The sequence below is a fragment of the Mycoplasma nasistruthionis genome (assembly GCF_006228185.1).
Taxonomy (GTDB): domain Bacteria; phylum Bacillota_I; class Bacilli_A; order Mycoplasmatales; family Metamycoplasmataceae; genus Mycoplasmopsis; species Mycoplasmopsis nasistruthionis.
The window spans coordinates 610,604-623,683 of record NZ_CP040825.1 but is presented as its reverse complement, the minus strand read 5'-3'; the positions used below and the strand labels follow the sequence as shown (position 1 = coordinate 623,683).

At 28.3% G+C, this 13,080-nt stretch carries 11 protein-coding genes and 1 rRNA gene; 10 read left to right on the top strand and 2 right to left on the bottom strand.

The genetic code is table 4. The annotated features are described in order from the left end of the window. Positions 1-61: 61 nt before the first annotated feature. The 3 genes from FG904_RS02615 (at position 62) to FG904_RS02605 (ending at position 4,472) form a co-directional block, all read left to right on the top strand. A complete protein-coding gene (locus FG904_RS02615; RefSeq protein WP_139592364.1) occupies positions 62-1,141 on the top strand; it encodes a DNA-methyltransferase in 1,080 nt (359 codons plus the stop codon). Continuing rightward, a complete protein-coding gene (locus FG904_RS02610) occupies positions 1,134-1,871 on the top strand; it encodes a HinfI family type II restriction enzyme (protein ID WP_139592363.1) in 738 nt (245 codons plus the stop codon). The genes FG904_RS02615 and FG904_RS02610 overlap by 8 nt, the downstream gene beginning before the upstream one ends. 138 nt (positions 1,872-2,009) lie before the next feature. Then, positions 2,010-4,472: a S41 family peptidase gene (locus tag FG904_RS02605; protein WP_139592362.1), complete on the top strand. Its 2,463-nt coding sequence runs from the start codon at positions 2,010-2,012 to the stop codon at positions 4,470-4,472. 38 nt (positions 4,473-4,510) lie between these two features. Here the strand turns inward: FG904_RS02605 and serS are convergent, their stop codons facing one another. Continuing rightward, positions 4,511-5,779, bottom strand: a complete 1,269-nt coding sequence (gene serS / locus FG904_RS02600) for a serine--tRNA ligase (protein WP_139592361.1) — start codon at positions 5,777-5,779, stop codon at positions 4,511-4,513. 211 nt (positions 5,780-5,990) lie between these two features. On the opposite strand from serS, the gene rpmH reads away from it, so the two are divergent. From rpmH to rrf, 4 genes are all read left to right on the top strand, one after another. Then, positions 5,991-6,137, top strand: a complete 147-nt coding sequence (gene rpmH, locus FG904_RS02595; protein WP_004794083.1) for a 50S ribosomal protein L34 — start codon at positions 5,991-5,993, stop codon at positions 6,135-6,137. Between the two features lie 22 nt (positions 6,138-6,159). Next, the gene (rnpA, locus tag FG904_RS02590) at positions 6,160-6,489 is read left to right on the top strand and encodes a ribonuclease P protein component (RefSeq protein WP_139592360.1); all 330 of its coding nucleotides are present in this window, start codon (positions 6,160-6,162) and stop codon (positions 6,487-6,489) included. Then, a complete protein-coding gene (gene yidC, locus FG904_RS02585; RefSeq protein WP_139592359.1) occupies positions 6,476-8,458 on the top strand; it encodes a membrane protein insertase YidC in 1,983 nt (660 codons plus the stop codon). The genes rnpA and yidC overlap by 14 nt, the downstream gene beginning before the upstream one ends. Before the next feature lie 51 nt (positions 8,459-8,509). After that, positions 8,510-8,615 (top strand): 5S ribosomal RNA (gene rrf, locus FG904_RS02580). A 54-nt stretch (positions 8,616-8,669) separates the two neighbouring features. Here rrf and FG904_RS02575 read toward each other — a convergent pair. Next, positions 8,670-9,206, bottom strand: coding sequence for a hypothetical protein (locus tag FG904_RS02575; RefSeq protein WP_139592358.1), 537 nt, complete (start codon positions 9,204-9,206; stop codon positions 8,670-8,672). 79 nt (positions 9,207-9,285) lie between these two features. Between FG904_RS02575 and FG904_RS02570 the strand changes: the two genes are divergently transcribed. The 3 genes from FG904_RS02570 to hinT are packed head-to-tail and all read left to right on the top strand — an operon-like array spanning position 9,286 to position 13,069. Further along, positions 9,286-11,493, top strand: a complete 2,208-nt coding sequence (locus tag FG904_RS02570) for a HinT-interacting membrane complex protein P80 (protein ID WP_139592357.1) — start codon at positions 9,286-9,288, stop codon at positions 11,491-11,493. Then, positions 11,493-12,722 carry a HinT-interacting membrane complex lipoprotein P60 gene (locus FG904_RS02565; RefSeq protein WP_139592356.1) on the top strand — a complete coding sequence of 410 codons (1,230 nt, stop codon included), beginning with the start codon at positions 11,493-11,495 and terminating at the stop codon, positions 12,720-12,722. The genes FG904_RS02570 and FG904_RS02565 overlap by 1 nt, the downstream gene beginning before the upstream one ends. Next, positions 12,722-13,069, top strand: coding sequence for a histidine triad protein HinT (gene hinT, locus FG904_RS02560; protein WP_139592355.1), 348 nt, complete (start codon positions 12,722-12,724; stop codon positions 13,067-13,069). The genes FG904_RS02565 and hinT overlap by 1 nt, the downstream gene beginning before the upstream one ends. Positions 13,070-13,080: the final 11 nt, after the last annotated feature.

Genomic DNA, 13,080 nt, shown 5'->3' with positions numbered 1-13,080 from the left:
AAAATAATTCAACAAAATTTAATTGCTATAATTAAAACAACAAGTACTCATTAAGGATAAAATGAAAAAAAATATTTTAAACACAATAATTAGCGGAGATTCTGTAGAAGAAATGAAAAAACTTCCAAACGAATCTTTTGATTTTATATTTGCTGACCCACCATACTTCATGCAAACAGAAGGTGAACTTTTAAGAGTTGGCGGACAAAAATTTAGTGGTGTTGATGATGATTGAGACAAATTTAACAGTTTTAAAGAATATGATGACTTCAGCATAAAATGGTTAAATGAATGTAAAAGAATATTAAAAAAAGATGGAACAATTTGTGTAATTGGTTCATTCCAAAACATTTATAGATTAGGTTATTTTATGCAAAATCTTGATTTTTGAATATTAAATGACATCATTTGACATAAATCAAATCCTGTTCCAAATTTCGCAGGAACTAGGTTTTGTAACGCTCATGAGACAATGATATGGGCATCAAAAAGCAAGAAAACCAAGTTTACCTTTAATTACAAAACAATGAAGCATTTAAATAATAATAAGCAAGAAAAATCAGTCTGAGAAATACCTTTATGCACTGGAAATGAAAGATTAAAGGATGCAACCGGCAAAAAACTTCATTCAACTCAAAAACCAGAAGCATTACTAGAAAAAATTATTTTAGCTTCTACAAAACCTAATGATATTGTTTTTGATCCGTTTTTTGGAACAGGAACTACAGGTGCTGTTGCTAAAAAGTTAGGTAGAAATTTCGTAGGAATAGAAAGAGAACAAAAATATATTGAAGCAGCTCAAAAAAGATTAGATGAAGTGGAAGCAGAGTTAAACGACATAAACCAATTAACATTAGAGAAAAAACCACCTAAAGTTTCGATGCAAGAATTAATTCATAAAGGTTATTTAAAAATAAAACAAGAATTATTTTCTAAAAACAAAGAATCTCAATGCTTTGTACTAGAGAATGGTCATGTTTCTGACGATGAAGACAAACTATCGATTCATAAAATGAGTGCTAAAAAACTAAATAAAATTAATCACAATGGTTGAGATTACTTTTATGTCTACTATAAAGGTGAATTTATTCCATTGAATGATTTAAGATTTATTTACGAAAGTGATAACTGTAATGAATAATGACAATTTTACAAAATGAGTTGAAGAACGAATTTTAAAAATATTGAATGAAAAAGTATTGACACAAAAAGTAGTTGAAATAGTGCGCAAACAAGATAAAAAAGTTCATATAATACCTAAAAAATACAGAATTTTGGCTGGTTTATTACAAAGCATCAATATTCAATTTGGTAATTTTATTGAAGAATTTATAACGAAACTTTTAGAACTAGATGGTAGATATGAAATTATTAAAAAATATAGCAATAAAAGAAATAATAGTTTTAAACTAAATAACTTAAATGAAAAAATAATTGATGAATATATCAACAAACAAACGACTGTTAAATCTAATGTCGAATACGAATTTTCTAATTTACAGCAGACACTGGTTTTAAATTCGATAAATTATCCTGAAAATTCACATCAAACAATGCAGGATGTTGATTTACTTTTTAAAAATAAAATCTCAAATGAAATTTATTATTTAGAAATTAAATATAATGATGATCATGATACTGGTAAATTTATAAACATAAATAAAAAGCTTATAAGAACTTATTCTTGTTTAATCGAAGAATTTGATGTAAAAGATAAGGAAAATATAAAACCTATTTTGTTTTATTTCAATGATAAGAAAAAGAAAGAAAATTGTTATTTACCTAAAAAAACAGTCATTTTAAGAGAAAAAGAATTTTTTAAAAAAGTTTTTAAAAATAGACTATGAAGAAGTTTCGGATTACCTTTCTAAACTTTCTGAAAATGATTTTGTTAAAAAACAATTTGAAAGAATTATCAAAGAATTATAAAACACTCTTTATGAGTGTTTTTTGTTTTTTAAAACTTATTAATAAACTAGAAATCAAATTTATAAGAATATAATTTCATTATGAATAAATTAACAAAAATAAAAGGTATATTATTAATTTTGTCGTCAACAACAGTTTTGACAACTATTTCAACATCGTGTGTTAATTTAAAATCTGAAAGTAACAAAGATATAAAAACAGAAAATCCAAAAAACAAACGAAATAATGATGAAAAAGTAGCAAAACCAATAATTGATAAAACACCAAAAAATCCAAAGAATTCTGCTAACCCAGGAACAGAAGCTAACCCAGGAACAGAAGCTAACCCAGGAACAGAAGCTAACCCAGGAACAGAAGCTAACCCAGGAACAGAAGCTAACCCAGGAACAGAAGCTAACCCAGGAACAGAAGCTAACCCAGGAACAGAAGCTAACCCAGGAACAGAAGCTAACCCAGGAACAGAAGCTAACCCAGGAACAGAAGCTAACCCAGGAACAGAAGCTAACCCAGGAACAGAAGCTAACCCAGGAACAGAAGCTAACCCAGGAACAGAAGCTAACCCAGGAACAGAAGCTAACCCAGGAACAGAAGCTAACCCAGGAACAGAAGCTAACCCAGGAACAGAAGCTAACCCAGGAACATATATTAACAATAATGCTATTAGTGATACAAGCAAAGATCTGAAACCTGCGACAGAATCAGAAAGCGATACTTCAAAAACTAATTCTAGCGACACAACTACAACCGATGTAACAGAAAAAGAAATTGATAATAAACCATTATTAGATCAATTTATTGAAAAGAGAGATGAAAAAGCCAGATCAACTTTTGTTGTTTCAAAACTCCAAAAAACAACAATTCCGTTTGTGAATACAGATCAAGGCAAAAGATTTACAAAATCATCAATAGATTTATATAAAGTAAATGATAAACATGATTTTTACATCAAATTAAACGACGCGCTTTCGTTTATCAAAGGTAAACCTGTTGACGGCTTATTCAGAGGGTTGTTAAACAAAAACGATATAACCATGACAAGAGTTAAACCAACAATTTATGAGTTTGAAATTGGTCATAACGGTTATGAAAAGAGAAAATTTATTATTGATTCGCTTGAAAACAAAATTATTGCTACTGATAGTAAATTGTTTTTCTTCTCAGAACACCCTGAAGACACAAAACATTTTGATGGTGTAATTAAGACCATAGAGTCAAAAGATAATAAAGACAACAAAAATACAGAGTATGATCTCCAAAAATATGGAGCTGAACTGTATTTTGCACGCGAAGAAAACTCAAACGATATATATATACCTTTTTGACTGTTCAATTTAATTTTCGGCAGCAACAATTATTACAATTTTTACTACAACGGCGACAAAGTTTATGGTGTAAATTTCTTAATTCAAGGTAAAACGGTTCAACAAGTTAAAACTTCAAAATTAAACAGAACTAAACCATCAGTAGAAGATAGACAAAGCGTTTACAATCAATTAAAATTTATTTTAGAGAACTTATACGGGCTTAAAAATATCAAACACATAGATGATTTTGATAATTTCATAGGTCAAGCGAATAAAGTTTTATTATTATCAACAGACCCTGTTGATAACGCTAAAGCTTATTTGGATATCATCGAAAACAAACTTGATGAATTGCACAGTGTTTATCATAATTTAGCTTATTATTTTTCCCCATTACAAAAAGTTGAATTTATTAAAAATTCAACACGTTTTAAATCCACAGGTCATGCAGGTGAAAAGTTTGCGATAGCTTATAGAGCTTTATATACTGCAAGCAAAGATGTTGATAGAGAACTTGGCAGATATGATACCAAAAACCTAGTTATAGAGGGACAAACAGCTTTTATAAAAACAAGTTCATTCACATCAGATTTAAACAATCCTAGTCAAGACACTTTTGAAATATTTAAAGACTCATTTGAGCGAATACAAGCACATAACAAAGAAGTGGAAACAGGTCAAAAAACAGCAAAATATAATTCTTCAATTAAATTAAAACCTAACGCACCAAAAGTTAAAAATGTTGTAATAGATATGTCACAAAATGGTGGTGGGAGTGTAGAAGTACTAAATAGAATTTTAGGATTCTTTACAAACAAAACGTTCAAGAAATACGAATATCATATTGCTGATGATTTGTTAACAACTGAAAATTATAAAGTTGATATCAACAAAGATGGTGTAGTAGATGATTTAGATTCATATACGCAATTTAAATTCTATGTTTTAACATCTGAAGCTACATTTAGTGCAGCTAATGCATTTGCTGCGGTTTTAAAAAATAATAAATTAGCTAAAACAATCGGTAGAACTTCCGGTGGTGGAATGAGTTCAATATTACCGGTAATTTTAAGTGATGGAACAAGTTTCCAGCTAAGTTCAAACAATGCTTTAGTTGTATTAGATGAAAATAACCAAATTCAATTTACTGAACAAGGAATTGAACCAGATATCCAATTAGAATATAATCAATTCATTGATTATGAATATATTGATAACTTATTAAAACAACAACAGTAACTAAAAAATCCTTGATAAAAATCAAGGATTTTATTTTGTTATTTAATTACAGTTAAACCACCCATATATGGAACTAAAACATCAGGAACTGTAATTGAACCATCATGATTTTGATAAAGTTCTAATAAACAAGCAATAACTCTATCTACAGCTAAAGCCGAACCATTCATAGTGTGTGCATATTCAGTTTTCTTATCATCTAAACGATACCTAATCATAGCTCTACGAGCTTGGAAATCACCCATATAAGACACACTAGAAACTTCTCTAAACCTTTGTTCAGAAGGAAGTCATAATTCTAAGTCAATTGTTTTTCTTGATGAGAAACCTAAGTCACCAGTACATAAAAGCAATTCTCGATAAGGGATTTGTAATTTTTCTAATACATCTTTAGCATCTTCCAACATAAGTTGAAACTGTTCGATAGCTTGTTCTGCTGTAGTTACTTTTACTAATTCTATTTTCTTAAATTGATGTTGTCTTAAAATACCTTTAGTATCTTTACCTGAACTACCTGCTTCAGATCTGAAACATTCAGTATAACCAGTTGCTTTAAAAGGGGTTGTTAAATCTACAATTTCATCATTATAAATGTTGGTTAATGTTACTTCAGCTGTTGGAATTAAATACTCATCTGCACCTTCAAGTTTGTATAAATCTTCCTTAAATTTTGGTAATTGACCAGTACCATATAATGTTTTTGATTTAACAATAACAGGTGTATTAAATTCTTGATACCCTTTTTGTTGATGTAAATCAAGCATGAAGTTAATTAAAGCCCTAACAAGCCTTGAACCAGCATTTTTGTAAATTACATATCTAGAACCAGATAATTTAACAGCTCTTTCAATATCAATAATGTCTAGTTTCTTAGCAATTTCATAATGAGGTAAAACATCTTTAACTAAACCTCTACCTAAATCATTTCTAGTCATTAAAACAACGTTTTCATTTTCATCTTTTCCAACAGGAACATCATCTAGAGCAATATTAGGAATTTGTAAAATTAATTCATTAATTTGACTATTTAGAGCTTCTGATTCAGTGCTTAAATCATGTTCTTGTTGCTTAATTTGAGCAATTTGTGTTTTTAATTCTGCCAATTGTTCTGGGTTGTCTTTTAATTTACTAAATTGTTTTGATAGTTGAGCAAGCTCATTTTTCTTTAATTGAGCTTGAGACATTAAGTGTCCTCTTTGTTTCGCTAATTCAACAAATTTGTCATAAATTTTGATATCAAAACCACGATCTAAAAGCTTTTGTCTAACTTCGTTTTCAGCTGATAAAACATATTTTAAATTTAACATTATTACCTCTTTTTATATCTTATTTTAAATTATACAATAATTAAATTTAAATAATTAGCAACAAAATTAAACGCTTTAAATAATGTGAAATTTTTACTTTTAAGGCTAAGGCGCTTGTATAAAAATTACTAATTAGCCTTTAAGGCAGAAAAATGTTTTTGTTGTATAATATACATACGCTTATATATAAAATATAAAATAAGGAGGATTTATGAGTAAAAGAACTTATCAACCAAACAAGCGTAAACATGCTAAAGTGCACGGTTTCAGAGCAAGAATGAAAACTGCAAATGGTAGAAAAGTATTAGCAGCAAGAAGAGCTAAAGGTAGAAAAAGATTAACAGTTTCAGATAAATAATCTTAAATTTTAAAATGAAAAAATATATCGTCTTAGAAAAAACTGAGAATTCGACAAGGTTTTGAATAATGGTAAGGGCGATTTTTTAATTAACAAGCAGTTAATTGTTTATTTTAGAAAAAGCAAATACCACAGAGTTGGATTAACAGTACCTAAAAAATTTGCAATTGCAACTCAAAGAAATTATTTCAAAAGACAACTTAAGGCGATTCTGCATGAAGTAAATATTACAGATTTACTTTATGATTTTGTTTTAATTGTTCGAAAAGATTTTATAAATACTTCATTTCAACACAAGTTAAATGAAACAAAAAAACTTTTTGAGAAATTTAGGAAAAATGAAAAAAAATAATTTTACATACTTCACTGGCGACGGTGACCATAAAGAAAAAAGAAGAGAAATTATCAAGAAAACTCTTAAGTGAATTAAGATAGTTTTCTACATAATTATCTTCGGTTTAGCTTTAACAGGGTGTGTTCAATCTTTTGTAATTAAAAACTCATACAACGTAGGGAACGGTGTAGAGTTTTATAACAACAAAGATGAAGTAGCGCCAAGAGTTAATACTTTAAAAAATAAAGAAATAAAAACAGATTATTCTATTGAAAACTCAACTGAGAAATCACAAGAAATCATTAAAATTAACAAATTAGATGTTGATAGCCAAGCTAATTATTTAGTAACTGATGAAAATGTTTTAAAATCACTAAAAAATCAAACAGTTGCTAATGGTGGTGATTACGGAGTTCAAATTAATTATTTAACATCATTTAAATTTGGTAAAAACATTAATCTCGATGGCTGAAATTCAAGTCCTATTCTTGAACGTAATGGAAAATACTTATTCAGATCTGATAATTCAAAAACTTATGAATATGTATCAAATGCGCAACAACAAGATGTTTATACGCTTGCTTATGCACTTGATACAACATCTGGACAAGAAAATCAAACATTACCAATTTTACTTTTACAAACAAGAGATGTTGAAAAACAACAAAATGGTAAAACAAGCATTGTAAAAGAAAACATCTTTACAACAAATGATTCAGGTCAAAAAGTTTATAATGTTGTTTGAATTCCAGGACTTCAAAAAGTTTATACTTATTCAAACAATGACAACAGTCCAAGAAACGCATTTGCCAGAGATGTTTTACAAATGTTTTATCAATACTCATTTGGACCATCTTCAGAAATTTATCAAGCTTTAGGTAAAGATCCTTCTTTATTCCTTAAAGAAAAAATTGATTCGATTTCACAAGATGTAAGAAACAATAACACTGTTGATTCTAATGGTGCAAACGGAGTATTATTTACTTTAACTGAAAGAGAATATGTAGCAGTAATTGCATATCAAAAAACTCTAACAGAATATCTAAAAGAACTTCAATATTTTAATGGTGAAAATAAAGATGTTATAGCTAAAAATGGATTATTAGTTTCAAAATATGACTATAACACTAATTTATTAAAATCTCAAAACGTATCAAAAGCTCCGCTAAGCGGTGATAATCCTATAAGACCTATTACTTCATGAGGTGAAGCATGAGAATACGGACCATTCTTTGGAATATTTGTTTATCCATTAGCTAAATTAATGCAACCATTACGTCGTGCTCTGCCTGAGTGAGACGGATGAGCTTCAATTATCTGTATTATTCTTGCAGTTATAGTAACTCGTTTAATTAACTTAGCTGTTACTTATAAATCTGTCCTTTTCCAAGGTCTACAAGAAGATTTGAAATACAAGAAAGCAGCAATTGATGCAAAATATGCTGGTTTAGAAAATAATAAAGCGATGAAGGTTAGAAAACAACAAGAAATTCAAGCCTTATATGCTAAAAGCAATGTTAATCCAATGGATCAATTTGCTTCAGTATTACTTACCCTTCCTATTTTTCTTGCTATGTGAAGGGTTATTCAGTCAATACCTGAAATTAAACAAACAACTTGATTAGGATTAAATTTCGCATCAACTTCATATCAACAATTATTTAGTGGACAATTTGTTTACATTTGAATATTAATTGTTACTGTGTTAATCCAACTTGCTTCAATGTACTTACCACAATACTTAAACAAGAAAAAACACAGAAAGAGAATTTCAATTGCTGAAGAGCAAGCACTAAAGAAAAACGAAAAAACCCAAAAAATCGTTATGCTGATAATGTGTGTTTTCACAGTTATTCTTACAGCTGGTGTTCAAGTTTACTGATTATTTGGTGGACTATGAAACATCATGCAAACGCTTTCAGTACACAAAATTACAAGAACCAAATGATTTAAAGAAAAAATAGTCCCTAAAGTTATGAAGAAATAATAAAAAACATAAAAAAATACTTGACTGTTAAATCAAATAGTATACAATTTAATCAGTGGTTATAGCAAAGAGGATCACCTGAACCCATTCCGAACTCAGTAGTTAAGCTCTTTAGTGCCGACGATAGCCGAAAGGTGAAAATAGGGAGCCGCTGTTTTTTTTATGCCTTTTTGATAAAAAAACAGCAATAAAAAATCTGGTATTAACCAGATTAAAATGGTTTAAACGATTCGAAGTAACTTAAATAAGGTACTTGTAAATCATCGTCAATTTTTAAAACATTGTAATAATAAGGGTTGATTGTAATAATCTTTTGATAATTTAAGTCTCGTGATTTACTTTCTGATAAATATAACCAGAACGAAGGCTCATTTGTAAATAAATCATCAATCAATTGATACAAATCAAAATTCCTTTTGATCTTGTTTAATTTATTTTTCAGTTTGGCTTCGTCAAACTGTTTTTTATTAGTTTCAATTAATAGACCAATCTTGACATAGTGATTTTCAATTCTTAAATAAGGCAAAAAATAGTCTAAATCATTTTTATGAAATTCGATTATGTGTGGATAAAAATAATGTAATTTCAATAAGCCTGAAACGGTCATTAGGATTCCTAAATCAGTAAATTCTTGATTAAAATTCTTAATGTGATTTATTGATTCGGTATCTAAAGAATAAACAAATTTTAGCTCATTGGCTAAACTATTCACAGTGCTAAAAACCTGTTTGTATATGCTTCTGACCATAATTAAATTATAATTAATATTTTGATATAATAAATAATAATATTGAAATTTTGAAAAAATTAACTTTTATGAGGTGTAAATGGCTAAAAGACAAAAATCATTTTTTGAACGTCTAACTGAATTGAATGACAGGCATGACGAACGTAAAAACAAAAATACTACTAATAAACAAAAAAGAAGCAAGCTATCAATTATTTTATTTTCAATCTTAACAGTTGGAATAATTGCGGCAATTACTATTCCGTTAACTGTGACAGTGACAAAAGTTTCATATAACCAGCCAGTAGAGGGTGATAAGCCTGTTTTTTCATTTAAGAAACCTAATGGTGATTCATCAAACGTTTTAACTGTTAGTGAATTAACAAATAAAATTGACACAGATGCAGCAAAAACAAATGCTCAAATGTCAGACTTATATCACAAAGCAATCAGTTATTTATATCAACAAGAATATGAAGCTTCAATTCAATACCAAAACATTATCAACGGTTCAAGAACAAACAGTGAACAAGTTCAAAATAATCTCCAATTGAAATCTTTAGATGACATTAAAAAGGATGTTAAAAATCAAATTGAAGATTTAAAATCAAACTTAAAGAAAGTTTATGGTTTTGAAAATTGAAATAAACAATTCACTGCTGAACTACAAAAAGAAGAATATGGAAAAAGTGCCACAGAACAACAAGCAATTGATTTTCTAGTATTTAAACAAATCGAAACAGAAGCAAAAAGAAGATTTGAATTAGAATTTAAACTAACTGATAGGGCGTTCATTGACAGAACAGCAACTAAAACAATTTACAAAGTAGATGCTTTAGGCCAACAAGTTAGAGGCGAAAACGGACAACCTATTGTTTTATTCAATCAAGGTGACAAAGTCTTTCCTTATTTAAAAGAAGATGTAAATTATTTTGTTGATCCTAATAATTCAAACAAAATTGTTACTTTATTAACTAAGTCATTTATTACTGAAAAAACCGGCGGAATGGATTTAAAATCACCAGAGCCATTTATTAATGAACTAGCTAAAAAACAACTTGTAATTCCTACAATTATGCAACTACCAGGTGTTGCGTCAAAAGATTTAAATTCAGCATTTACGGTTGATTCAAACCAACTTCAAACATTAAAGAATTTATTCATGTTTAATGTTTATAAAAATACAGAGGCATCAGCTTCAGCAAGTTTTACACTATCATCAAACTTTGATACTTTAAAAAGCTTTAAAACAGCTCCAAATTATGCACTTAAACAAGATGGTGAAACAGATCAACAATTCGCTGAAAGATTAGCTAGACATCAAGTTCTATTAGGTAAACTAACACTATCAGGAAGCCAAAACTTAGCAACCTCAGGCATTGTAGAAGTTAAAGATTTATTTAGTTCAAACCAATATGCAGCTTTATCATTAATTGCTAACGATGTCTTTTCAAAAGATAACAAATCTTCTATTCCTGAAGTTGATTTAGCCAAAATGTTTAGTAAAGACAATTTAACAGCTGAAATAGCAGGTTCTGATGCATATAAAACAGCAGTAGAAGCATTTGAAGCCTTAAAATCAGCTAATAAGACTTTAGATCAAACAGCTTTAGAGTTAGCTTCAATTAATAAACAAATCGAAGACTTCTTTAACGGTTTATCTGAAATAAACAAACAAAACGTTCTAAAAGCAATTTACAACAAAAATCTAGTTCAAAAAGTTAATTCATCAAACAGAATGTCTTTCACTTACAAAATTAAAGATATGGAAGATGCTTATCTAACAGTTTCTGATAAAGAAATTAACATTGTTAGATTTGACAAAATCAATTCAATTGAAGATATTAAAAAATACATTAAATTAGATGGTCAAAGTTTAGCTTCAACTAATAAAACAAACTTCAATATTGCTAACAAATTAAACAAATCATTATCACAAAATGAAATTATTCAAAAAACCTTAAAACTTGAAGGGTTTAATTCTTACTTACAAGAACAAACAAATGAAGTTTCTGAAAATAAAGACAAATATTCAACAGAATTAATAAATTCATTATCAACAAAAATTGATTCAATTGTTGAAGGAAATATTTTAAAAGCAAAAGTGGATATTCTAACTTCAATTTCAAGTTGAATTCAAAATCAACTAAAAACAGAAACAAGCAATAATTTCACAATTTCAAACGGATTAAATAAGATTGTTTATGATTGAGAAAATCAATCATTTAGTGAAAAATCAGCCATTGATACACTATCAGAAGCGGTCTCAAAAGTAATTCAAGATAAAACTGAAGGAGGTAATAATTAATGAGAAAATGATTTAAATTTTTAACATTAGCCCCTGTTTCAGTTTTACCAGTATCTGCAATTGCTTGTGGTATAGTTGAAGATACAGAAGAAAAAATTAAGCAAGATGCTTTATTTAAAAATTCTGAAGTATCTACAATTGCACAAAATTTATGACTAGATTCAACTTTGAAAGCCTTATACAATATTGAAACTAATTTAACTGACAATGAAGCATTTTTAAATGACGCTTATCAAGCTTATCGATCATATTTAGCTAAACAATATACTGATGGATCAACAGGTACTTTATATCTATCAACTCAATTAAATAAATGACAAACCGAAGGTATTTTTACACCTGAACAATTAGAAGTTTTAAAATCATTAGCATCTACAATTTATAAAACACCATTAACAAAAGAACAATTTACAGTTTTATATAACACAGAAAAAACAGGTGTTAAATTAATCGTTAATAAAGTTTTATTAGTAAATAAATACTTCCAAATTAATGACAAAGATCAGTTATTAAAAACTGAAGCATCAGCTTTTGCTTTATATGGTGATAAATTTGATTTAGATGATTTTAATTTAATTAGTTATGTAATTAACAAGCGTTTAGTTCAATTATGACAATATGATAGTTCAAACCCTGTTGATATCTTTTCAACAGCTCAAACATCTATTTCAAATGTAAGCGATTATATTTCATTAATTCAAAATTCCAATGTTGCTGAAACAATTCCTACAGAAGCTTTATTAATTAATACTAATGCTTCTTATGAATTAACAATGGGTGGATACAAAGGACTTCAATCTGATAATTTAAACAACGATTATTCAGTTGATACTCTTTTAACAAAAACAAATGATGACATTTTAATAGGATTTTATAATCCTATTACAAAACAAATGGTTAAAGTTAATTCAGATGGAGTAGTTGCATCAGCTGTTCCTGTTTCAAATAATAACGCTAATATTTCTGTAATTTATCTATCACAAATTAAACCTGTTGGTAAAAAAGAAACTGTGACTGAAAATGGTACAGAAAATACAAAAACAAAATTAAGTTTTAAAGAAACACCATATGCCAATAACTTAAACAAATTAAGACTTCTAGCAGCTGTTTATGATGATGCATTATACAAAAAAGCTGAATCCACATTTGTTAAATTAGGTTATGTTTTAAAAGTTGATATTGAAGATATCAAAAAACAATTAGAAAACTCAGAGTTTGTAGCCAAATAATGGAAAAGTCAATTTTTACACAAATCATTGAAGGAAATATTCCTGCTAAAAAACTATATGAAGATGATATTGTAATAGCAATTTATGACGCATTTCCACAAACAGAAGGACATTTTTTAGTTATTCCAAAATCACAAGAGCAAAATATCTTGTTAAATGATGAAAACACCTATCTGCATGCATTAAAAGTTGCTAGAAAACTAGCACAAAAACATGTTATAGACCAAGGTATTCCGGGTTTCAAATTATTAATAAATACCGGAAAAACAGCCGGGCAAGTAGTAATGCATACACACATACACATCATTCCATATAGAGAAACAGACAAATTAACTTCAAAACACTAATAAAAAATTCG